Source organism: Gelidibacter gilvus, from assembly GCF_004115975.1.
In the GTDB taxonomy this organism is placed as follows: domain Bacteria; phylum Bacteroidota; class Bacteroidia; order Flavobacteriales; family Flavobacteriaceae; genus Gelidibacter; species Gelidibacter gilvus.
Map to the genome: position 1 here is coordinate 95,310 of NZ_SDDZ01000002.1, position 23,788 is coordinate 119,097.

General features: G+C 37.3%; 18 protein-coding genes. 15 read left to right on the forward strand and 3 right to left on the reverse strand.

Annotation, left to right across the window (positions count from 1 at the left end; all coding sequences use genetic code 11):
- Positions 1-30 precede the first annotated feature (30 nt).
- From ESZ48_RS04495 to ESZ48_RS04540, 10 genes are all read left to right on the forward strand, one after another.
- Entirely contained in the window at positions 31-1,023 is a 993-nt protein-coding gene (locus ESZ48_RS04495) for an MlaD family protein (RefSeq protein ID WP_223266358.1), read from the forward strand.
- A 10-nt stretch (positions 1,024-1,033) separates the two neighbouring features.
- A complete protein-coding gene (locus tag ESZ48_RS04500; RefSeq protein ID WP_129016137.1) occupies positions 1,034-2,341 on the forward strand; it encodes a (Fe-S)-binding protein in 1,308 nt (435 codons plus the stop codon).
- Between the two features lie 64 nt (positions 2,342-2,405).
- A complete protein-coding gene (locus ESZ48_RS04505; RefSeq protein WP_129016138.1) occupies positions 2,406-3,197 on the forward strand; it encodes a (Fe-S)-binding protein in 792 nt (263 codons plus the stop codon).
- The gene (gene serB, locus ESZ48_RS04510; RefSeq protein ID WP_129016139.1) at positions 3,197-4,420 is read left to right on the forward strand and encodes a phosphoserine phosphatase SerB; all 1,224 of its coding nucleotides are present in this window, start codon (positions 3,197-3,199) and stop codon (positions 4,418-4,420) included. Before ESZ48_RS04505 ends, serB begins: the two co-directional genes overlap by 1 nt.
- Positions 4,421-4,567: 147 nt before the next feature.
- On the forward strand, positions 4,568-5,083 hold the full coding sequence (locus ESZ48_RS04515; RefSeq protein WP_129016140.1) for a PH domain-containing protein: 516 nt from the start codon (positions 4,568-4,570) through the stop codon (positions 5,081-5,083).
- Positions 5,070-6,548, forward strand: a complete 1,479-nt coding sequence (locus ESZ48_RS04520) for a PH domain-containing protein (RefSeq protein WP_129016141.1) — start codon at positions 5,070-5,072, stop codon at positions 6,546-6,548. Before ESZ48_RS04515 ends, ESZ48_RS04520 begins: the two co-directional genes overlap by 14 nt.
- A 52-nt stretch (positions 6,549-6,600) precedes the next feature.
- Entirely contained in the window at positions 6,601-7,086 is a 486-nt protein-coding gene (locus ESZ48_RS04525; RefSeq protein ID WP_129016142.1) for an ABC transporter ATPase, read from the forward strand.
- A gap of 140 nt (positions 7,087-7,226) precedes the next feature.
- Positions 7,227-10,145, forward strand: coding sequence for a glycoside hydrolase family 3 N-terminal domain-containing protein (locus ESZ48_RS04530; protein ID WP_129016143.1), 2,919 nt, complete (start codon positions 7,227-7,229; stop codon positions 10,143-10,145).
- A gap of 153 nt (positions 10,146-10,298) precedes the next feature.
- On the forward strand, positions 10,299-11,438 hold the full coding sequence (gene bshA / locus ESZ48_RS04535) for an N-acetyl-alpha-D-glucosaminyl L-malate synthase BshA (protein ID WP_129016144.1): 1,140 nt from the start codon (positions 10,299-10,301) through the stop codon (positions 11,436-11,438).
- 58 nt (positions 11,439-11,496) lie between these two features.
- The gene (locus tag ESZ48_RS04540; RefSeq protein ID WP_129016145.1) at positions 11,497-12,531 is read left to right on the forward strand and encodes a helix-turn-helix transcriptional regulator; all 1,035 of its coding nucleotides are present in this window, start codon (positions 11,497-11,499) and stop codon (positions 12,529-12,531) included.
- A 48-nt stretch (positions 12,532-12,579) separates the two neighbouring features.
- Here the strand turns inward: ESZ48_RS04540 and ESZ48_RS04545 are convergent, their stop codons facing one another.
- Positions 12,580-13,077 carry a hypothetical protein gene (locus ESZ48_RS04545; RefSeq protein WP_129016146.1) on the reverse strand — a complete coding sequence of 166 codons (498 nt, stop codon included), beginning with the start codon at positions 13,075-13,077 and terminating at the stop codon, positions 12,580-12,582.
- Positions 13,078-13,215: 138 nt separating this feature from the next.
- Between ESZ48_RS04545 and ESZ48_RS04550 the strand changes: the two genes are divergently transcribed.
- Entirely contained in the window at positions 13,216-16,149 is a 2,934-nt protein-coding gene (locus tag ESZ48_RS04550) for an FAD-binding and (Fe-S)-binding domain-containing protein (RefSeq protein WP_129016147.1), read from the forward strand.
- Between the two features lie 65 nt (positions 16,150-16,214).
- On the opposite strand, the gene ESZ48_RS04555 is transcribed toward ESZ48_RS04550, so the two are convergent.
- Positions 16,215-17,054 (reverse strand): UDP-2,3-diacylglucosamine diphosphatase, encoded by an 840-nt coding sequence (locus tag ESZ48_RS04555; protein ID WP_129016148.1) that lies wholly within the window; start codon positions 17,052-17,054, stop codon positions 16,215-16,217.
- A gap of 196 nt (positions 17,055-17,250) precedes the next feature.
- Here ESZ48_RS04555 and aroC point away from each other — a divergent pair, with 196 nt between their 5' ends.
- Both aroC and ESZ48_RS04565 read left to right on the forward strand, forming a co-directional pair.
- On the forward strand, positions 17,251-18,318 hold the full coding sequence (gene aroC / locus ESZ48_RS04560) for a chorismate synthase (protein WP_129016149.1): 1,068 nt from the start codon (positions 17,251-17,253) through the stop codon (positions 18,316-18,318).
- A gap of 207 nt (positions 18,319-18,525) precedes the next feature.
- Positions 18,526-19,971: a dicarboxylate/amino acid:cation symporter gene (locus ESZ48_RS04565; RefSeq protein WP_129016150.1), complete on the forward strand. Its 1,446-nt coding sequence runs from the start codon at positions 18,526-18,528 to the stop codon at positions 19,969-19,971.
- A 2-nt stretch (positions 19,972-19,973) separates the two neighbouring features.
- Here the strand turns inward: ESZ48_RS04565 and ESZ48_RS04570 are convergent, their stop codons facing one another.
- Entirely contained in the window at positions 19,974-20,879 is a 906-nt protein-coding gene (locus ESZ48_RS04570) for an EamA family transporter (protein ID WP_129016151.1), read from the reverse strand.
- Positions 20,880-21,113: 234 nt separating this feature from the next.
- Between ESZ48_RS04570 and ESZ48_RS04575 the strand changes: the two genes are divergently transcribed.
- Together ESZ48_RS04575 and ESZ48_RS04580 are read left to right on the forward strand one after the other, a co-directional pair.
- Complete coding sequence (locus ESZ48_RS04575) at positions 21,114-21,944, forward strand: N-formylglutamate amidohydrolase (RefSeq protein WP_129016152.1); 831 nt, start codon at positions 21,114-21,116, stop codon at positions 21,942-21,944.
- Positions 21,945-23,783, forward strand: coding sequence for a flavohemoglobin expression-modulating QEGLA motif protein (locus ESZ48_RS04580; protein ID WP_129016153.1), 1,839 nt, complete (start codon positions 21,945-21,947; stop codon positions 23,781-23,783).
- Positions 23,784-23,788: the final 5 nt, after the last annotated feature.

Here is a 23,788-nt window from a genome sequence, read left to right on the forward strand (position 1 = left end):
ATTTTGTGAGCAACTAAATCTTAAAAAACTTTGAAAATATCCAGAGAAGTTAAAACCGCAATACTTGTAATATCAGGAGTACTCCTAATGGTGTTTACATTTAATTTTTTGAAAGGCATTAATATCCTACAAAAGCACAATCGCTACCAAACCCAATTTGATTTTAATGCTCTAAGTTCATCATCCTTGGTGACTATTAAAGGGAATCAAATTGGAAAAATAGAGACAATTACCTATGACGATAAAACCGGTAAAACTTTGGTGACCATTGTTGTGACGGAAGATGTCAAGTTTTCCAAAAATAGTAAGATCCGCATGTATGAAACAGGACTTATGGGAGGGAATGCGTTGGCCATTATACCAATGCCTGGACCGGAACTTGCAAAAGACGGTGATTTCTTGGAATCTGAGGTTGAAGAAGGTCTCATTACAAGCTTAACCAAAAACTTTTCGGGAATCAGTAGCAACTTGGGCGTGACCTTAAAAGCTGCCGACTCTTTAATGAATAATTTTAACCGATTGATCATTAATGAAGATGAAGACGGCATTAAAGCTGCTATTGCAGAATTAAACCAAACCATTGTTTCTTTCAGGGCCATGTCAAATGCGATGACTACTTTAGTCGCCAAAAATGACGTTGCATTAACTTCTGCCATTGGTAATTTTGACACTTTATCAGGAAATCTTGCGGAGATTACTACAGAATTTAAACAGGTTGAAATATCCAAAACTTTTGCTGAACTTGATCAAACCCTTCAGGAAGTCAATAATTTATTGGCAAGTGTAAAGGATGGGAAAGGCACGATGGGTAAACTGCTCAATGACGATAAGTTATATACAAATCTTGAAGGCGCCTCTTTACAATTAGAACAATTGTTGCAGGACTTTAAATTAAACCCGAAACGTTATGTACATTTTTCGGTTTTCGGGAAAAAACCAAACCGTTTTGATGCTGAAGGTAATATTATTGAAGATGAAAAAACACAACCAGACGAAATACGTGTAGAATTAGAAAACAACTAACCACCTTATAATGAATTACCTTCCGAATATCCTTTTTGCCATAGCGCTGATTGTTGGCATTGGTTTCTTTGCAAATAATGTGAGAAAACTGATCCGCAATATTAAATTGGGCCGCGATGTTGATGTGAGTGACCACACCTCCCAACGTTGGAAAAACATGGCAATGATTGCACTTGGACAAAGTAAAATGGTCAAAAGACCAGTTTCTGGATTTTTGCACATAATTGTCTATGTAGGTTTTATCATCATCAACATTGAGGTTTTAGAGATTATCATTGATGGTCTTGCGGGAACACATCGTATTTTTTCATCCATCGGGCCACTTTATGGGGTTCTTATTGGTGTGTTTGAAATTCTGGCGGTTTTGGTATTTATCTCTGTCATCATCTTTTGGATTAGAAGAAACATTATTAAAATCAAACGGTTCTGGGCTAATGAAATGACCAGTTGGCCTAAAAATGACGCCAACTATATCCTCTATATTGAAATGGTTCTGATGGCATTATTCTTAATAATGAACGCCACGGATCTGAAATTTCAAGCGATGGAAAATGGCAATATCATCAGCCAGTATTTGACGCCACTCTTTAGCGGACTTTCAGAAGGCACCATTCATATTATTGAGCGCAGCGCATGGTGGATGCACATTTTGGGAATTCTTGCTTTCTTGAACTATCTCTATTTTTCTAAACATTTGCACATTCTTTTGGCGTTTCCAAATACGTACTTCGGAAAAGTTGTACCCAAAGGTCAGTTCAAAAACAATGCTGCCGTTACCAAAGAAGTTAAAATGATGATGGATCCAAACGTCGATCCGTTTGCGGCACAACCGGAAGGAGAAGGAGATGGAACTCCTGCAAAATTTGGAGCTAGTGACGTGCAAGATTTAAGTTGGGTACAATTGCTCAACGCCTATACCTGTACAGAGTGTGGTCGTTGTACAAGTGAATGTCCGGCAAATATCACAGGTAAAAAATTGTCTCCGCGCAAAATCATGATGGATACGCGTGACCGGTTGGAGGAAGTAGGAAAAAATATTGATGCCAACAGCGGTGTTTTTAAGGAGGATGGCAAACAATTACTCGACGATTATATTACACGTGAAGAGTTGTGGGCATGTACCACATGTAACGCCTGTGTGGAAGCTTGTCCGGTGAGTATCGATCCCATGTCGATTATCATGGAGATGCGAAATTATTTGATCATGGAACAATCTACGGCACCAATGGAACTCAATAATATGATGACCAATATTGAAAATAATGGTGCACCATGGCCATACAACCAGATGGACAGATTGAATTGGAAGAACGAATAATTTTATTTAAGCCCAAGAGGTATTTTAAGTAGAATAAGTATAAAACTATATAAACTCATAAAAAATGAGAGAACAACTTATTGTGCCAACTATGGCAGAATTTATGGCTCAGGGCAAACAACCAGAAGTCCTTTTTTGGGTAGGTTGCATGGGAAGTTTTGATGATAGAGCAAAGAAAGTGACCAAAGCTTTTGTCAAATTGTTACATAAATCAAAGGTAGACTTTGCTGTTTTAGGAACTGAAGAAAGTTGTACTGGCGATCCTGCAAAACGTGCAGGTAATGAATTTCTTTTCCAGATGCAGGCGGTCACCAATATTGAGGTGCTTAATGCTTATGAAATCAAGAAAATCGTTACGGCTTGTCCGCATTGCTTCAATACCATAAAAAATGAATACCCAGGACTTGGAGGTAATTATCAGGTCATGCACCATACGCAATTTCTTAAATCACTTTTAGATGAAGGTCGCCTAACTATTGAAGGCGGACAATTTAAAGGCAAACGCATCACCTTCCATGACCCATGTTATTTGGGCCGTGCCAATGAAGTTTATGAAGCACCAAGAGATTTGATACGCAAACTGGATGCTGAATTGGTGGAAATGAAGAGTTGCAAATCACGTGGACTTTGTTGTGGTGCGGGTGGCGCTCAAATGTTTAAAGAATCAGAGCCAGGGAATAAAGAAATAAACGTTAAACGTACGGAGGAAGCCATCGAGGTGAAACCAGATATTATAGCCGCTGGTTGCCCATTTTGCAATACGATGATGACTGATGGCGTGAAATCAACAAATAAAGAATCTGAAATTGCCGTAATGGATATTGCGGAATTAATAGCGAATGCTCAGGATTTATAATGGCCACAGAGATATTTCTATTAAACATTTCAGGACAAGATAAACCTGGATTAACTTCAGGTTTGACCAATGTTTTAGCCCAGTATGGCGCTAAAGTATTGGATATTGGGCAAGCCAATATTCACGATACCTTATCCTTGGGCTTTTTATTTGAAATTGAATCAGGAGACAAATCCGCTGCAGTTTTAAAGGATTTATTGTTTAAAGCTTATGAGCTTGGTGTTAAAGCTAAATTCAAACCTATTACTTCTGAAGATTACGAAAAGTGGGTAAGTAACCAAGGTAAGGACCGTTATATTATCACCATTTTAGGTGAAAAATTAACGGCAGAGCAGATTTCTAAAGTCACTGAAGTTATTTCAGAAAAGAACTTAAATATTGATGCTATAAAAAGACTGACCGGTCGTTTGTCTTTAATTAAAAAGGAAGAATATCCAAGAGCATCCATAGAATTATCAATTCGAGGTAAAATTGATAACAAATCGGAATTGACTGCTAAATTCATGCAAATTTCACACGATCTGAGTGTCGATATTTCCTTTCAAGAAGATAATATTTATAGACGCAACAGACGTTTGGTATGCTTTGATATGGATTCCACATTGATCCAAGCTGAAGTTATCGATAAATTGGCCGAATTGGCAGGCGTTGGAGATGAAGTAAAAGCGATTACAGAATCTGCCATGAATGGTGAAATTGATTTTAGTGAAAGTTTTATACGTCGGATGAAACTGTTAAAAGGTTTAAGCGAAGATGTACTGCAGGATGTTGCCATCAATTTACCGATCACAAAAGGCGCAAGAAGACTTATTGACACCCTTAAAAAATATGGCTTTAAAACAGCGATTTTATCTGGCGGATTTACCTATTTCGGGAATTATTTGCAAAAGGAATTAGGTATCGATTATGTGTACGCCAACCAATTGGAAATCATAGATGGAAAGCTCACCGGGAACTATATCGGAGAGATTGTGGATGGTGAAAAAAAAGCAGAATACCTTAAAGAAATTGCCAAGAGAGAAGGAATTCACATCAATCAGACCATAGCTGTTGGTGATGGTGCAAATGACCTGCCAATGCTCAATCTTGCGGGATTGGGGATTGCATTCCACGCCAAACCAAAAGTAAAAAATAATGCACAAAGTGCGATATCCAGTATCGGATTGGATGGTGTTCTGTATTTATTGGGCTATCATGATCGACATATAGATTTAATTGAATAAAATCCCAGTCTATTTACCTTATAAGCCGGAGCATCTAGAGTGTACATCAGATAATTTTACTAGATCATTTACTGGGAATTGACTAATCGAAATCTTGCAAAACAAGATAAAACAAACCCGTTTATAAAACAAACACTTAGGAAACCTATGTTCACCAATCAGCAAATCAATTTGGATTCTTTGCCTTCTATTGATGATGTAGAATTAAAACCTATTTCAAAACAGTATCTTAAGATTATTGTAATCAACAGAGTGTTTTTTTATAGCCTCTTAATTGCGGCATTGTTCTTTGCCAAATTTATGGTTGTGCACGAAAATTTCCATATGGCATTCTGGTATTTGCTTTCGGTTTGCGTCTTCTTATGTGTCCTTAATTTTGTAGGTGCGATATTGGCCTTCAAAAAGCGGAAATATGCCATAAGGGAGGAAGATGTGATCTATTCAAAGGGGCTTTTGGTAAATTCAATTTCAGCAGTTCCTATTTCACGTATTCAGCATTTAGAAATTTCCCGTAGTTGGTTATCCAGAAGATTTAACTTGGCAACCTTAAAGATTTTCACCGCGGGCGAATCGGGGATTGATTTGAGGATTGATGGCTTGAACTATGCTGAGGCAAAACAAATCAATGATTTTTTAAGTAAAAAGGTGAATGAAACCGATTGATTTTTCTCATCCGGCACGGCAATCTTCCAAAGGCATACTTGTCATCTTTGCACTTAATACCTTCAAATTCATTAGGCGTTTCTTTGTTCTTTTTTTGGCATTGGGCTTGTCTTTGTCTAAAAAGGAATCCCTATCATTTTTAACCACAACAAACCTCACGCTCATAATTCTGGGTGTTTTTTTATTAATTTTTATTGTGGCCATTCTCAAGTATCTCAACTTTAAATTTCACTTGGATCAAGACCAGTTTTATTTGTCATCTGGTATCATCAATAAGGATATGACCATCATTCCCAAGTCTAAGATCCAAAACATCAACATTAAGCAAAACTTTATCCAGCAAATGATTAATGTAGTTTCGCTAACCATTGAAACTGCGGGTGATGATAAGGCTGAAATTGAAATTAATGCTTTAAGCCGTGCTACTGCTCTTGATCTTAAAAAGCAATTGTTCGTTAAAAAACAAATTACAGATCCTGATGTGATTGATGAACCCTTTCAAAGCATAGTGTTCTTTAAGGCTTCGATCAAGCGATTGTTTTTAGAAGGCATTTCGCAAAATCATATCAAAAGCTTTTTGATCATCGTTTCTTTTGTATTTGGATTATACAATGAATTTGAAAACTACCTTCAAGACCTTGGCATTTCTGATCGATTACAATCTTCAGTCAATTTTGAAACCGGTAGTATTCTCAGTCTGATATTGGCGAATGTGTTTATTGTAGGTCTCGCTATTTTGGGATCCATGCTATTTTCTATCATCAGCACATTTATTTCTAATTTCAATTTGGAAGTTGTTGAAAATGAAGATACCATCGAAATTAACAAGGGTTTATTTAATAAGCTCTCCTTGATATTGGTGCCTGTAAAAATTCAGAATATCATCATTAAAACCAATCGGTTAAAACAATATTTCGGTTTACATACCTTGTCCATCAAACAGGCCATGATCAATAAAAAGCAACAAAGAAACTTTAAGATCGTCGCTTTGGAGAAACATCAGGTGGCGCATTTGGTTCAGAAAGTTTTCGTTAATTATAATGGTGAAGGAACGTTTGAAAAACCAGATGTTTATTATATACGTTTACTTGTGCTTCGTTCTCTTATTATTGGCGCTTTTATAAATATTCCTGCTTATTTTATCTTCGGAAATTACTTTTGGTTGATCAATATCGTCATTATCTCTTGGATCGTGCTTTTTGTCCATTTTACTTATAAAAAGTCCAGCTATCAAATTACCGATGAATATCTCACCATTAACAACGGATTCATTGATCGTGTGCGAAATATCAGCGAGTTGCATAAAATTCAATCTGTTGAATTAAAACAGAGCATTTTTCAAAAGCGAAGAAACATCGCATCCATCTACGTTGCTACGGCATCTGATAAAGTTAAAATCCCATACATCACGGAAGAAAAAGCAAAATCCATCTTAGATTTGCTATTATTTAAGATTGAATCCTGAGATAGAGATTGGATGTAATTGTGTACTTTTGTAGTTAGAAAAAAACAAAATTATGCTAGTCGATTTTAATACCTTACCGGAAGAATCAAGAGTGTGGATTTACCAAGCAAACCGATCTTTTACGGATGAAGAGATTTCAGAAATAGAGTCCAAATTAGACACCTTTATATCCAATTGGACGGCTCATGGCGCCGATTTACAATCTGGCTATACCATTAAATATAAACGATTTATAGTCATTGCCATAAATCAAAACTTAAGCACTGCAACAGGGTGTAGTATTGATGCTTCAGTCCATTTTATTCAGCAATTGGAGAAGGAATATAACGTAGATCTTATGGACAAGATGAACGTGTCCTATAAACAAGGTGATTTTATTGCCTACAAAACCTTATTGGATTTCAAAAAAATGGCCAAAGAAAAGGCAGTCTCAAAGAACACCATCGTCTTCAATAATCTGGTCAATAATATTGCTGAGTTCAATGAAAATTGGGAGGTTCCTGCAAGTGAAAGCTGGCACAGTAGATTTATCAAGTAAGTTCTAAGTGTCAGAATAAACTTTGTTATTTAGCTTCTTTATAAAACTATCTTAAAGTACTATTACCTTCTAGGTAAAAGTGGTATTTTGCCGCTCTATTTTATATTGGTAATTAGATTCTTAAAAAGACCCAAATTTATATGCGCTTCGTAGTTTCCCTCGTTATATTCTTTTTTATTTCATTCCATAGTTTCGCACAAATGCCAGTAAATCCTTTATTGGCAAAAGACCCAATAGCTCAGCAAAAGTGGGTGGATAGTGTGTATAACAGTTTGGATACGCGACAACGTGTAGGGCAATTATTCATGGCAAGAGCGGTGTCAAATAACAATAAATCCAATGAAGCTGAAGTGGCCAGATTGATCAACACCCAACAAATTGGTGGGATTATCTATTCTACGGGCGGTCCAGTTAAACAGGCCAAATTAAACAATATCTATCAAGCCATTTCTAATGTGCCTTTGCTGATTGGGATGGATGCGGAATGGGGTTTGAGCATGCGCTTGGATTCCACTTATGCATTTCCTTATAATATGACGCTTGGCGCCATCACTGATGATAAGCTTGTGGAGCAGGTGGGCAGGCAAATTGGGGAACATAGCAAGCGCATTGGAGTCCATTTTAATTTTGCTCCAACGGTCGATATTAATACCAATCCGAAAAATCCCATTATTGGAAACCGCTCCTTTGGTGAGGATAGAGATAATGTGACGGCCAAAGGTTTGGCATTTATGAAAGGCATGCAAGATGCTGGGGTGTTGGCAAATGCGAAACATTTCCCCGGACATGGCGATACAGATACCGACAGCCATAAAACATTACCAACTATAAACTTCAACGCCAGACGTATTGATTCTATTGAGTTATATCCTTATAAAAAATTAATCCAAGAAGGTTTGTCCAGTGTTATGGTGGCGCATTTGAACGTGCCTAGTCTGGAGCCAAAAGATGGAACGCCATCATCTTTATCAAAACATATTATTACTGATATTTTAAAGGAACGCTTACAGTTTGAGGGCTTGATTTTTACAGATGCCTTGGAAATGAAGGGTGTTTCCAACTTTAGCAAACCTGGAGATATTGATCTCGCGGCATTTTTGGCTGGGAATGATGTGCTTTTAATTTCTGAAAATGTGCCTGTGGCCATTGATAAGATTGTTGCGGCCTATGAAGCCAACGAGGTTACCGAAGAGCGCTTGGCACATTCTGTGAAAAAGATTTTAATGGCGAAGTATAAAGTTGGCCTTCATAAATACAGTCCAATAGCCACCAAAAATTTAGTGAAGGACTTGAACCGTTTGAAGGATGATTTGCTCTACGAAAAAGTCATGGAAAATGCCATAACAGTTGTACGTAATCAAAAGGAAATCCTGCCATTAAGACATCTGGAAACCAAGAAAATAGCCTATGTGGAAATGGGTGATGCCATCGATAATTCGGCTTATCTGGATGAGTTGAGAAAATATACCAAAGTGCATCACATCAAGGCTGCAAAACTGGATGAGTTGATTACCAAACTTCAAAACTATAATACGGTGATCGTCGGATTTCATAAATCCAATGTCAATCCGTGGAAACCTTATCAATTTTCAGATAAAGAGATGGTTTGGCTTTATGAAATGGCACGGACCAATACCGTTATTTTAGACGTTTTTGCAAGACCTTATGCACTTATCGATTTACATTCTATAGAAAATATTGAAGGAATTGTCGTCAGCTATCAAAATAGTGAGATTTCTATGCGTAAATCAGCACAACTTATTTTTGGTGCTATCCCAGCGTTAGGAACCTTGCCTGTTTCTACCGGGGAGCATTTTAAGGTTGGCGATGGGTTTATCTATAATGCCATCCAATCTTTGAGTTATGGCCTGCCAGAATCTGTGGGGATGAGTTCTGAAAAATTGAAAAAATTAGATTCGATGGCTAAAATCACCATTGATCGTAAAGCAGCTCCGGGATTACAGATTTTAGTGGCTCGTAAAGGTAAAGTCATTTACAATAAAGCATTTGGCAAACACACTTATGAAGGTAAAGAAAAAGTGGACTTGGATGACATGTACGATGTGGCTTCTCTTACAAAAATATTGGCAACATTACCCTTATTAATGGAATTGGAAGAACGAGGCATTGTGTCTACGGACACAAAATTGTCTGAGATTTTGCCGGAATACAAAAATTCCAACAAGAAGAATGTCACTTTAAAGCAGATGTTATCGCACTATGCCAGATTAAAACCTTGGATTCCATTCTACACCGCTACCTTGGATGCCACCAAAAAGCCAGATCCCAAATATTACCGACGCGTTTCAAGTCCAATGTTTAGCGTTAAGGTGGCTGATGAATTATATTTAAGACATGACTATCCTGATACAATTCAGGAAATAATAAAAAAGAGCGATTTGTTGGTAAGTTTGAACTATAAATACAGTGATTTCCCATATTTCATCTTAAAAAAATATATTGAGGAATATTATGAGAAAGGTTTGGATGACTTGGTTCAAGAGCATTTTTACCAACCTTTGGGCGCGAATCATACCACTTACAATCCAGCCGCGATTTTTAGTAATTCGCAGTTGGTACCAACAGAAATAGACGATTATTACAGACATCAAACCATTCAAGGCTATGTTCATGATATGGGTGCCGCCATGCAAAATGGGGTGGGTGGGCACGCTGGTATTTTTAGTAATAGTAATGATGTTGCAAAAATTATGCAGATGTACCTTCAAAAAGGCTATTATGGCGGGAAACGTTATTTAAAGCCTGAGACGATTGATAAGTTTAATTTCTGTTACTACTGTGGAAGTGGCGTAAGAAGAGGTATTGGCTTTGATAAACCTCAGAAAGGTACTAAGGGACCAACTTGTGGCTGTGTGTCTCTATCAAGTTTTGGGCATTCAGGTTTTACGGGAACTTATACTTGGGCAGATCCAGAACAGGAAATTATCTATGTGTTTTTATCAAATAGAACCTATCCTAACGCCAATAATAATATACTTTTGAAAGAAGGTATCAGAACAGAAATTCAACGCTTGATTTATGAGGCGATTATTGAGTAGTTGTTGTAATGGGTTATAAGTTTTGAGTGCCTTAAGTACTTAAAGTTTGCGGTAAAGCAATTTTTAGTAAAAAAATAAACTGATAACTTTAGACACTTCAAGTACTTTAAACTTTAGGCGCCTCAAGAATAGATAAATTAAAAAAATTAGAACATGAAAATAGGAATCGTATGTTACCCGACCTTTGGAGGTAGTGGCGTTGTGGCAACAGAATTAGGCTTGGCATTGTCCAAACGTGGTCATGAAATTCACTTTATCACTTACAGTCAGCCAGTACGGTTGGATTTGTTGGGCAGTAATGTGCATTATCATGAGGTTACTGTACCAGAATATCCTTTGTTTTTATACCAACCTTATGAGCTTGCTTTATCAAGCAAATTGGTTGACATGGTTAAGTTGTACGGCATAGAACTTTTACATGTGCATTATGCCATTCCGCACGCCTATGCTGCCTATATGGCAAAAATGATGCTTCTAGAAGAGGGCATTAACATTCCTATTGTAACGACGCTTCACGGAACGGATATCACCCTTGTGGGAAGTCATCCTTTCTATAAGCCCGCAGTTACTTTTAGTATTAATAATTCAGATGCCGTGACTTCAGTATCTCAAAGTTTGAAAGACGACACCTTGCGTTTGTTTGATATTAAAAAGGAGATAGATGTAGTTCCCAATTTTATTGACTTTAGCCGTCATAAATCCGATTTTACAGATTGCCAGAGAGACGCGATGGCAAAGGACGACGAGATGATCATTACCCATATAAGTAACTTTAGAAAGGTGAAAAATATTCCGGATGTGGTCAAGATATTTTATAATATACAACAAAAAATACCTGCAAAATTGATGATGGTGGGGGAAGGCCCTGAAAAAGCTGAAGCTGAAAAGTTGTGTAAAAAACTTGATATTTTAGATAAGGTGGTCTTTTTTGGCAATAGTCATGAAATTGATAGAATTCTTTGCTTCAGTGATTTGTTTTTATTGCCATCGCAAACCGAAAGCTTTGGTTTGGCAGCTCTTGAGGCAATGAGCTCAGGTGTTCCAGTTATTTCAAGTAATACAGGAGGAATACCTGAAGTAAATATACAAGGTGTTTCGGGGTTTCTTAGCGATGTCAACGATGTGGAGGACATGTCTAAAAATGCTATTTATATTTTAAGCGACAAAGAAAGGCTTGAAACCTTTAAACTCAATGCGACAAGAGAATCTGCTAAATTCGCCATCGAGAATGTCGTACCTCAATATGAGGCCATTTACGTTAGGACCTTAAAAAATTGTTTGGTCGGAAAATAGTTTTATCTTTAAATATGCTGCCTGCAAACGAATGTTGGGAGTCTAAACTTCAAACTGTATGGTAACCATAAAAGTCAACTCTCTCCCAGTAGACTTGGTCATAAAAGATTTGGCTACAGCGTTTCAACTGCCCTATCAGCTTAATTGCAGGGAGTATCTTGTTGAACTTTCAGAAAATGTGGGTGAAGGGTATATCAAAGCCATGATGCTCGAGTCTGGGCTTGGCATTATCGAATACCATTGTAAGTTTAAAATGGATGTGGAAATTCAGTTTGTGAAAGATTTCACGCATCCTTTAAAATTCTTATACTGTACCAAAGGTAGCGTTAATCATCGTTTTTCCAATGAAGACGTGCTTCATGAGCTTCAAGAATACCAACAGGCCATTGTGGCAAGCCAAGATTATAATGGCCACGTCATAAGTTTAAAAAAGGATCAAGAGGTCAACCTGTATAGCTTAGAAATGGACCGCGAACGTTTTATGCTATATGATGAATGCTCATCAGAACTTATAAAATCTGATCTCAATGATATTTTTGGAGATGTTTTGGCCAAAAAAAGTTTTTACCATGAAGGCTATTATAGTTTGGCGCTGGCTGAAGTATTTGAACAGATAAACAGCTTTGATGATAATTATTTTTTAAGAACCATCTTTATGATCAGTAGTGGGTATCAATTGCTGGGAAACCAAATTGCACAATACCAAGACGATCTGAATAATGAAGATAACAGACATATTTTAAGGCAATATGAAGTGTCTAGGGTTAGAGAAGCTGTTCAATTTATCCATGAAAATATCGAAAGGACGAATACTATAAATGATATTTGCAAAGAAGTAGGCCTTACAGAAACTAAACTTCAAGAGGGTTTCAAAATTCTTTATGGCTCCACAATTAACAATTATATCAATGATATCCGATTAAATCTTGCTTCCCAGTTATTGAGGAGTACAAATTTCAATATCTCGGAAATAGTCTATAAAGTTGGCTTGACCAGTAGAAGTTATTTTTCGAAAATTTTCAAAGAGGAATATCAGATGACGCCAACGGAATACCGTCAAATGCACATAAAAAAACCATCACTAGATAACTAATGATGGTTTTACTTTTATTTATGTTCTCCGTAAAGAGTTTTTGTCTGTTTAAAAACGATATCTCACACTTAAAGCTAGACTAGAATGTAATTTGTTATTATTATATGCAGAACTACCAAAACCAAATTCTGGTCTAAAATCTATTGACAGCATTAATGGAATGTCAAAAACATATTCAATTCCTATATCGCCACCAATAAAAACATATGTATCAGTTTCATCAATATAATCGCCTTTATACTTTTTATAATTTTTACTTGAAATACCAGCACCAGGACCAGCATACCAATTGAAGCCACCATCAATGTTCCAAACCCATTGGTAAATACCAGCAAGTTTAAAACCATTAAAGTCAGAATCACCGACAAACCCCAAATCCAATTCTAACCGATTGTTATCGCTAAGGCCAAGTTGGTAGGATACTTCAGTTCCAAATCCATCACCACCACCAATACGTAAACCAATGGCATGGTCAGCAATATCTTGTGCATTCATAAATAGTGTACCTCCAATAAAGGTGATAGCGATAAAAAATATTTTTTTCATAATTTAAGTTTTTAAAGTTTTAACAAAAGTACGTTTTTGATTTGATATTAGTAAGCAAATATAACGCCACTTTGTTGTTTAAATTGACTAATAACTTCTAAATTTATCAAAAATTTTGAATATAAAAGAGTTTTAGAGATGTCGATAGTAATAGAGTCAAATAAAGTACTGAAAGAGCTCAAAACCCAGATGGATGGGGAAGTGTTTACAGATGATTTAATGAAAGCGCTGTACGCAACGGATGCTTCTGTGTATAGAAAACTACCTTTAGCTGTGGCCTATCCAAAAACAGTTGAGGATTTAAAATTACTCATCCATTTTGCACATTCCAATGCAACTTCTTTAATCCCGCGCACGGCAGGTACTTCTTTGGCAGGACAATGCGTTGGCGAAGGCATTGTGGTTGATGTGTCTAAACACTTTACTAAAATAATTAGGGTCGATGAAAAAGCAAAGACCGTTACACTTCAGCCAGGTGTCGTAAGGGACGAACTCAACAATTACCTCAAACCCTTCGGGCTTTTTTTTGGACCTAACACCTCCACATCCAATCGCTGTATGATTGGTGGGATGGTTGGAAATAACTCTTCTGGTACGACCTCCATTCAATATGGGGTTACTCGGGATAAGGTTTTAAAAATGAAAACCTTATTAAGTGATGGGAGTGAAGCCACTTTTGAAAACGTCTCCAAAGCGGAATTCTTTGAAAAAGCTAAACTGACCAGTTTGGAAGGTGCTATTTACCAATCCATATATAGGGAGCTTCATAAGGAAGATGTTCAAAGACGAATTATTGATAATTTTCCTAAACCTGAAATCCATAGACGAAATACGGGCTACGCCATTGACGAACTGCTTAAGAACGACGTTTTTTCGGAATCAACTGAAGCTTTTAATATGTGTAAGTTATTATCGGGAAGTGAAGGCACCTTGGCATTTACAACGGAAATAACATTGCAATTGGATGCACTGCCACCAAAGGAAAGTATGATGGTTGCGGCACATTTCAGCAGTATAGAAAGTTGTTTGCAAAGTGTTGAAATGACTATGAAGCACAATCTGTTTACTTGCGAAATGATGGATAAAACCATTTTGGACTGCACCAAGCAGAATAAGACCCAAGCTGAAAATAGAACTTTTATTATCGACGATCCCAAAGCCATTTTAATGTGCGAGGTTAGGGCAGATTCTTTTGAATCTGTTCAAAAACAAACCGAGTTACTTTTAAAAGATATTCAAGAGTCAGGTCTGAGCTATGCGTTTCCTGTTCTTATTGGGCAGGAAATTGAAAAAGCTGTGGAACTAAGAAAAGCTGGATTGGGACTTCTGGGCAATATGATAGGTGATAAAAAGTCAGCGGCTTGTATTGAAGATACTGCTGTGGCATTACCTGATTTGGCCAACTATATTAATGAATTTACGCAATTGATGAAAGGCCATAAGCAGGAAGCTATTTATTATGCTCATGCCGGTGCGGGAGAATTACATTTGAGGCCGATTCTCAATCTTAAAAAAAGTGAAGATGTTGTGATGTTCCGGCAAATAACAACGGATGTGGCGCATTTGGTGAAAAAATACCGCGGTTCTATGAGTGGAGAACACGGCGATGGTATTGTTAGAGGGGAATTTATTCCGTTAATGATTGGGGAAGAAAACTATCAATTGTTGAAGCGCGTAAAAAAAGCATTTGATCCGCAGGATATTTTCAATCCCGGAAAAATTGTAGACGCCTATCCCATGGATGAGAATCTACGCTATCAACCGGATAGAACGGAGCCAGAAATTGAAACCTTATTGGATTTTTCAGCGTCTTTAGGTATTTTAAGGGAAGCTGAAAAATGTAATGGTTCCGGCGATTGTAGGAAACTTCCAGAATTTGGAGGTTCTATGTGTCCGAGTTATAGAGCAACCCGTAATGAAAAAGATACAACAAGAGCCAGGGCAAATGCTTTGCGCGAGTTTTTGACAAATTCAGAAAAAGCAAATAAATTCGACCATAAAGAATTGAAAGAGGTCTTCGATCTGTGTTTAAGTTGCAAGGCTTGCGCCAGTGAATGCCCAAGCAGTGTGGATGTGGCAAGTTTAAAAGCAGAGTTCCAATACCAATATCAAAAGGCAAATGGAGTGTCATTACGAACAAAAATGTTCGCTTATAACAACACGTTGAATGGGTATTCCAGCACGCTTCCGCGAATGACCAATTTCTTTTTTAAAAATAAATTAACGTCATCAATCATAAAAAACACCTTCGGAATTGCGAGTGAAAGATCGCTTCCTTTAGTTTCAAATAGAAGTTTAGATAGGTATATTCAAAAGATTAAAGAACAGCCAGTTGAAAATAAATATATAAGAACGGTTTATTTTTTTAATGATGAATTTACTAACCATTTAGATACGCCGATTGGACAGGACGCAATTGAACTTTTGACAGGGCTGAATTATGATATAAAGTTTGTTTCGCATTCAGAATCTGGACGTTCGTTTATTTCCAAAGGCCTTTTGGAGCAAGCCAAGAAAATGGCCAATAGGAATGTTGCCATCTTCAAAGATTTAATTACCGCGGAGACGCCATTAATCGGTATTGAGCCTTCGGCAATTTTGACCTTTACGGATGAATACCCAAGATTGGCAGATGACAGAGCAGCGGCCCAAAATATTGCAAAACATACGTTATTGATTGATGAATTTATCCAACAGGAAATTACATTAGGGCATATTAAAGTTTCACAATTTACAAAAGAGGCTAAAACCATAAAATTTCATGGCCATTGCCATCAAAAGGCTTTGCGCAATCAGTTGTCCAGTTTTACAATTCTTAATTTTCCTGAGAATTATACCGCCACCATTATTCCAAGTGGTTGTTGCGGTATGGCGGGGAGTTTTGGATATGAAAAAGAACATTATGAAGTCAGCATGCAAGTTGGCGAACAAACCTTGTTTCCAGCGGTAAGAAAAGCTCCTGAATCGGCTATCATCTCTGCAAACGGTACAAGTTGCCGACATCAAATTTTGGATGGGACACAAAGAGAAGCGCTGCATCCGGTTACAATTTTGAGACGCGCACTTCTGTAATTATGATAGGCGGAAAATGTTAGCTACTTGGTTTTCGGTCCTGCGGTAATGTGTAGTTTATCTGTTTATTGGTTTTTTTGATCGATGATGGTTATTGCAGCTATTAAATCTTTGATATTCATGTCTTTAATGTCTTCATCGCCATAAAATGCAGAAAGTTTATCATGTTGGTAATTGTAGATTTTCCACCGTTTGAATTGGTATTCCAACGCTGAAAAATTTTCAATCCAATCGCCAGAGTTTAAATACATCGTTTTACCCATCTTATTTTCTTTGATCATCATTTTAGGTTGGTGGATATGGCCGCAAATCACGTAATCATAATGTTGTTGAATGGCGAGCTCAGAAACAACATTTTCAAAATCATTAATGTATTTTAAAGCGCCTTTGACACTGTTTTTGATTTTTTTTGACAAAGAATAACGCTCTCTTCCTGATTTGACCAAACACCAATTGATAACCCTATTCAATAGGATAAGGAGATCATAACCATAACCCCCTAACTTGGCAAGAAATTTTGCATTAGTTAGTGCCATGTCAAAGACGTCCCCATGAAAGATCCACGCCTTTTTGCCGTCCAACTCCAATACCACTTTGTCCGCGATGCGGATGTTGCCAATAGATGTCCCGCTAAATTTACGCAGCATTTCATCGTGATTCCCAGTAATGTAAATCACTTCAACACCATCAGCGGCCATATCTATGAGTTTTTTAATGACTTTTAAATGTGATTTAGGGAAATAACGCTTACTAAATTGCCAAATATCCACTATATCACCGTTCAATACGAGTTTCCTTGGCTCAATACTGCTCAAGTAAGTAAGTAGTTCCTTTGCGTGGCAGCCATAAGTACCTAAATGTACGTCTGAAATGACTGCAACTTCAACTTTCCGTTTTAATTTCAATGGTGTAGGTTTAAATTAAACTTCTATACGCAAAGAGAATAATCAAATATGTCCTGAAGGTTACGTCATAATTAATTAATCATAAGGGTTTTGTAATGAAATTGTTATCTTTCCATGGTTAAAATCCAGAAAACCTTTTAAAAAATCTATTTTTGTTTCTCTAAGAATACAATTACATTAGCACAAAAGAATATATATGGCAGGAAATTCCTTCGGAAAATTGTTTAAACTCACCACTTTTGGTGAGTCTCACGGTGTAGCCATTGGCGGCATAATTGATGGTTGTCCATCAGGAATACAGTTGGATTTTGAAGCCATTCAGTTAGAAATGGACCGTCGTAAACCTGGGCAATCCGATATCGTGACGCAACGTAAAGAATCGGATGTGGTAGAGTTTCTATCTGGAATTTTTGAAGGACAGACTACTGGCACTCCAATTGGTTTTATCATCAAAAACACCGATCAAAAATCCAACGATTATTCCCATATTAAAGACGTTTACCGACCAAGTCATGCCGATTACACCTACGATAAAAAATATGGCGTGCGCGATTATAGAGGTGGCGGACGAAGTTCTGCAAGGGAAACTGCTTGCAGGGTGGTGGCCGGTGCCGTTGCGAAACAAATGTTGAAAGACGTTAAAATCCATGCCTATACCTCTTCAGTTGGCGAGCTGTTTTTAGACAAACCTTATCAAGATCTTGACTTTTCAAAAATTGAAAGTAATACTGTACGTTGTCCAGATGAAACCATTGCTAATCAAATGATTGAAAAAATTAGGGCGATTAGAAAGGAAGGCGATACCATTGGTGGAACAGTCACTTGTGTGATTCAAAATCTACCTATCGGACTTGGAGAACCTGTCTTTGATAAATTGCATGCCGAACTTGGCAAAGCCATGCTTTCCATCAACGCTGTAAAAGGTTTTGAATATGGCAGTGGGTTTTGCGGTGCCAAAATGAAAGGGAGTGAGCACAACGATCAATTCAACGAAGACGGCAGTACTAAGACTAATTTATCAGGAGGCATTCAAGGGGGGATCAGTAATGGGATGGATATTTATTTTAGAGTGGCTTTCAAACCGGTAGCCACAATTATTCAGAAACAAAACACCCTAGATAATAAAGGTGATATTGTAGAGATGCAAGGAAAAGGAAGACATGATCCTTGCGTCGTACCAAGAGCTATTCCTATTGTTGAGGCAATGGCGGCCTTGGTTCTAGCAGATTACTCACTCCTGCGCAGGCAGGAGTCTCATAAATAAATAGACGGAACTTGAATGTTTACCATATAAAATCTATCTTTTATTTAATACAAATGAGACCATACGCATAACATTGGTTAATCTCTTGAGATAAAAATCATAACATAATCTTTGCGCAGACAGAAATCTCATAGCTAAGTATGGCAAGCTCAAAGTTTTAAAAAATAATAATAAAAAAGATTCCTGCCTTCGCAGGAATAGAGACTTATGAAGAAACTAGCACTACATTGGAAAATCGTCATCGGAATGGTCCTCGGTATTATATGGGCATTATTGTCCAGCTATATGGGCTGGAGCTCGTTTACCATCAATTGGATTGATCCGTTTGGCACCATCTTTATCAATTTATTGAAACTGATTGCAGTGCCTTTGGTGTTGTTTTCAATCATCGGTGGGGTTGCCAATATTGGTGATCCTTCAAGTTTGGGAAGAATGGGAGGTAAGACATTACTCCTGTATCTCGCCACAACTATTTTTGCTATTTCTTTAGGTTTAATTTTAGTGAACACCATAAAGCCTGGAAAGCTCATTGACGAGCAAAGCCGAATAGACAACCGTATCAATTATGAAATTTGGGCTAGTTCTCAGGGTCATGAAATCAAAGATGGGGTCAATTATTTAAAAGATCCTGCATTTTTTGAAAGAGCACAACAAATTTCCGAATTGACCAAACAGGATTTAAGAGAAGTTTCGGTATCAGATAAGTTGGCAACCGCTGATAAACGAAAGGAAACAACGCCTTTACAACCATTGATTGATATTGTTCCGGACAACTTCTTCTATTCCTTGTCCAACAATGGACTGATGCTGCAAATTATCTTTTTTGCGATTTTCTTTGGGGTTTGTTTGTTATTTATTCCTAATGAAAAATCGGCACCGGTTTTAAAATTGGTCGATGGTATAAATGAGGTATTTCTTAAAATGGTGGATTTGGTGATGCAAGCCGCCCCATTTTTCGTTTTTGCCTTGTTGGCAGGTGTGGTAAGTAAAATGGCTGGTGATGATATTGGAAAAGTAGTAGAGATATTCAAAGGCTTAAGTTGGTATTCCCTAACCGTTCTAACCGGACTTCTCATCATGATATTCATAACTTACCCGTCAATTTTGAAGGTATTTGTTAGAAAAATCCCTTATGCCGGATTCTTTAAGGCCATGAGTCCAGCGCAAACCTTGGCATTTTCAACATCCAGCAGTGCTGCAACACTTCCTGTTACCATGGAATGTGTTGAGCAAAACCTAGGTGTTGATAAGAAAATAAGCAGCTTTGTTCTGCCCATTGGCGCCACGGTGAATATGGATGGAACGAGTTTATACCAAGCCGTAGCGGTCATCTTTTTAGCCCAATTGCACATGATCGACTTGACTATAGGTCAGCAGTTGACTGTGGTAATGACTACAACATTGGCTTCTATTGGATCTGCAGCAGTACCAAGTGCAGGTTTAGTGATGTTGATAATCGTTTTGGATTCCGTAGGGCTTAATCCTGCTTGGATTGCTATAATTTTCCCTGTAGACCGTATCCTTGACATGTTTAGAACCGTGGTTAACGTTACTGGAGATGCAGCGGTATGTGCTATAGTAGCAGATGGTGAGAACATGTTGAATTACAAAGAAAGTAAAGACCCAGCTGAAACTTTCGATTTAAAATCTTAAACTCAAATATGTGCTGCACGCCTTCGATTGATTCTATTTTTTATTGCTGAAAAATTAAAAAGAAAGATAGAGATCAGGATTAGTAGATAGCACACTGCTTCAATTAAGCTGACCTTCTCGTCAAAATAGAAAATGGCGAACATAAAATTTATAAGTGGATTCAAATAAATGAACACCCCAACTACAGAAGAGTTCAATCCCCTTAAAGCATAGATATTAAGAAACATGGGAATGATGGTGAATACTATGGCAATCAGCGCCAACATTCCGTAAAAAAACGGTGTCTTTTCGTTTGGAGAATCATAAGAGATGATGAAGGGCAGAAGAAAAATCACCGCAAAAAACACTTGACTGGTTAAGACTAAAAAACGATCCAATTCTTGGTTTTTACGTTGTAAAACCAAATACAGGGCATATGTAAATGCAATGATCATACTGTAAAATAAATCCGTAAAATTGCCCAAGGACAGCAATAGACAGCCAATTAGACTCAAGATCACGGAAACCCACTGCAATTTAAAAAGTTTTTCTTTGAGTAGTAAATAGGCAAGAACCATAGTCAAAATCGGACAAATCAGATAGGCCAATGACGTAGCGCTCACACTTACATTATTCATGACATAAATATAAATGTACCAGTTAAGTGCCAAAAACAGACCGCTTAAGATATTGATGACGATGATCCGTCGTTTGTCTTTTGTAGAAAGCGATTTAAACAGCTTAATATTTGTTTTCAATGCTTTAGGCCTTAGTATCAAGGACACAAATACCATAATAAGCACGGATCCGACGGTGCGATAACTCAAAATATCAAAGGCTGAGAAGTCATCCAGGGATTTCAATACAAGACTGAAAAAACCCCAAATGGTAAAGGCTGAGATTACTGCTATATAGTACTTTGAATTCATTCCGGGATTTTTCAATAAGCAGGCAAAGGTATTCTAAAAACTTCTTCACATCATATTAAAGTACCATTAAATATGAACCACTTATCTATGCCCAATTCAGACGAATGAAAGCATATATTAACTATTTTTTATCATTTTAATTAGAGCCTAACAGAACATTATTCGATAGTTTTGTTAAGATGTGAGCATTATATGTTCGATAAAAAAGGTTAATTTTCTAATAAATTTCAACTCATGCAAAAATTATCCATAAGTGATATTATCTCAAAAATAGAAGCAGAAGACTGCTTTCATGCGGTAGCTTCAGATTATTCCTTTACCATTAAAATCGAAGATTATGTCCCGTATGCTTGCGCTGCCGTGCATAATGGCCACCAGTTCCGAAAAGAGTTATGGCCAAAGTGTCTACATTCGGAATATGAGCGCTGGTATGAAGAAGATCCAAAGACAAAGACCATGTTAAAACCTCATCCTATTGTGATTTCGGGAATGGATTCCCGATTTGAATATGATTTGAATAGAGATCCTGAGAATGCTATTTATGAAGATGCTTGGGGAAAAAAACTTTGGAAAGAACCTTTGACCGAAGAAGAAAAATCAAGAAGTCTTGTAAAACATCAAAACTTCTATAAAGTCGTTTTCGCCCTTATTAAAAAATTGGAACAAAAATTTGGATGTTGTGTGGTTTATGATCTGCACAGCTATAATTGGAAACGCTGGGATAGGGAAGTGCCAACTTGGAATTTAGGAACCTCAAATGTCGATAATAAACGTTTTGAGAACGCCATAGAAGCATGGCGCGAACAGTTGTCAAAAATCAAATTGCCAAATGATATCCCAACAACAGCCAAAATAAATGACACCTTTCAGGGCAATGGCTATTTTTTAAAATTCATTACAAATAACTTTAACAACACTTTAGTCCTAGCGACAGAAGTGGCCAAAATTTATTGTGATGAACTGGGTCAGGTTATATATCCTGAAGTTGTTACTGCCATCAGGAAAGGTTTAAAGAAGCAATTACCGGAACATGCTTCAGATTTCTATAATATATATTCTTATTAAATGATAAAGGAACACCAAATAGATGCTGAATTAGTTCAAACGATTTGCCAGAATATCGCTGAAAATGTACCTGTCAATGCTGCACTGCCCAAAAATGGTTTGCTGCATATTGACAAACTATTGCCATTTATTTGTGTTTACAGATATAAGGATATCGATGTGTATTTCTCAAGACTTCTAAAAACTCAAGCATCCTACTTGATTGTTGAAGAAAGCATCGATATTGCACATTTACTGGAAGCCATCCGTTTGATTACTTCTGAGAAATTCGAAACCTTTTTGATCTTGGAATTATGGCCAAATAAAGACGCGTTAAAAAACCAATTTCAGATTTACGGTCCAAAAGATAAATCGATAGAAACCATAAATGCACTGGTGGAGGGATTTAGTGAAATAAAAAGGGCCCTGTCCACGGTAAGCACTAAAGTCATTCCCACCGAATTTAGGCATCCCAAACACTTAACGCCTTTATTGGATATCAACACCTCTAAAAAATCAGGAACGCTGGTTATTGGGATTTCCATTCCTGCGGTTTATCAGAATACGAATACGAATGAGCTGTTCTCCTTGTTTTTCAGGAAATTCTATAGCATTTTTTCAGAAACCATCAAAAGAGCGGTTTATGAATTTATAAGGGTTCAGACTACTGATGCGTTTGAGAATTATTTGATGCTTGGCAAGACTCATATTGATGCTGCGACGATTGCGTCAGATACCCAACTTGCTGAGATCAGTGAACGCATGTCTTTTTTGTTGAGAGTAACTCCTGTGAACAGCAACGAGGAATGGGATAAGTTTGAACAAAATGAATTCACGGTCAAACCTTCATTCAAATATCGGTTGATTGCCATAGATCCTGAATTGGAAAAACGCAAACTTTTCAACATTCCTATTGACCTTGTTGAAGATCCAACCCTTGCTTTTATCTTGCGTGGAAAACGTCTCGAAATTGAAAAGCAGTTGATCATGCTTGAGGAGCGCGGCACCGATAATTTTCGGTTTATCGGCGAAAGTCTCTACGGGGTGATCCAGAAAGATGTTTTAGATGCGGCAAAATACATTCTTAAAACCTATCCAAAAGGAGAGGTTATTGAGGGTTCCAAACGTTTTAATTCTTCAGAATTTGCAGCACATGCACAAAGGGAAATAGATTACTATGCGAAGAAATTTCCAAATCTGGATCTTGGTATAGAAATCAGGGATGACGTTGCCGGTATTATGGTGTCAAAGTCGAAATTGCTTATTAATAATGAGATGGATTTGGATGCCAACAGATGTGATGCCTTGATCCAACACGAAATTGGGACACATATCTTGACTTATTGTAATGGTAAAAGTCAACCTTTAAAGCAGATGTACGAAGGCTTTGAAGGGTATGATCAATTACAGGAAGGTTTGGCGGTCATGGCGGAGTATTTGGTAGGCGGATTGACCGTGAACAGATTACGTTTGTTGGCAGGACGTGTCATTGCCGTGCAATCCATGGTAAACAATGCCAGTTTTATCGAAACCTTTAATTTGTTACGAACAGCTTATGCTTTTCCAAATCGTGTGGCCTATTCTATAAGTATGAGAGTTTACAGAGGCGGCGGGTTGACCAAAGATGCAGTTTATTTGGCAGGTCTTATTGATTTGATGGCCTACCTTAAAAATGGAGGGAAGCTTGAGCCACTGTATTCGGGTAAGTTCAATACCACCCATATCAATTTAATTGAGGAATTACTTTACAGAAACGTATTAAAGCAGCCCATATTACCAAGTTTTTTAGATCGGAATGAGGCAAAGGAACGCTTGAAAAAGTTAAGGAGGGGGATGAATATTGTTGATCTTGTACTTTAAAATAT

Coding starts and splice junctions, on each gene's coding strand:
- ESZ48_RS04545 (WP_129016146.1), bottom strand. CDS start 13,077: ATGAAAAAAATATTTTTTATCGCTATCACCTTTATTGGAGGTACACTA.
- ESZ48_RS04575 (WP_129016152.1), top strand. CDS start 21,114: ATGCAAAAATTATCCATAAGTGATATTATCTCAAAAATAGAAGCAGAA.
- ESZ48_RS04550 (WP_129016147.1), top strand. CDS start 13,216: ATGTCGATAGTAATAGAGTCAAATAAAGTACTGAAAGAGCTCAAAACC.
- ESZ48_RS04500 (WP_129016137.1), top strand. CDS start 1,034: ATGAATTACCTTCCGAATATCCTTTTTGCCATAGCGCTGATTGTTGGC.
- ESZ48_RS04515 (WP_129016140.1), top strand. CDS start 4,568: ATGTTCACCAATCAGCAAATCAATTTGGATTCTTTGCCTTCTATTGAT.
- ESZ48_RS04580 (WP_129016153.1), top strand. CDS start 21,945: ATGATAAAGGAACACCAAATAGATGCTGAATTAGTTCAAACGATTTGC.
- ESZ48_RS04505 (WP_129016138.1), top strand. CDS start 2,406: ATGAGAGAACAACTTATTGTGCCAACTATGGCAGAATTTATGGCTCAG.
- ESZ48_RS04565 (WP_129016150.1), top strand. CDS start 18,526: ATGAAGAAACTAGCACTACATTGGAAAATCGTCATCGGAATGGTCCTC.
- ESZ48_RS04530 (WP_129016143.1), top strand. CDS start 7,227: ATGCGCTTCGTAGTTTCCCTCGTTATATTCTTTTTTATTTCATTCCAT.
- serB (WP_129016139.1), top strand. CDS start 3,197: ATGGCCACAGAGATATTTCTATTAAACATTTCAGGACAAGATAAACCT.
- ESZ48_RS04570 (WP_129016151.1), bottom strand. CDS start 20,879: ATGAATTCAAAGTACTATATAGCAGTAATCTCAGCCTTTACCATTTGG.
- ESZ48_RS04525 (WP_129016142.1), top strand. CDS start 6,601: ATGCTAGTCGATTTTAATACCTTACCGGAAGAATCAAGAGTGTGGATT.
- ESZ48_RS04520 (WP_129016141.1), top strand. CDS start 5,070: ATGAAACCGATTGATTTTTCTCATCCGGCACGGCAATCTTCCAAAGGC.
- ESZ48_RS04540 (WP_129016145.1), top strand. CDS start 11,497: ATGGTAACCATAAAAGTCAACTCTCTCCCAGTAGACTTGGTCATAAAA.
- aroC (WP_129016149.1), top strand. CDS start 17,251: ATGGCAGGAAATTCCTTCGGAAAATTGTTTAAACTCACCACTTTTGGT.
- bshA (WP_129016144.1), top strand. CDS start 10,299: ATGAAAATAGGAATCGTATGTTACCCGACCTTTGGAGGTAGTGGCGTT.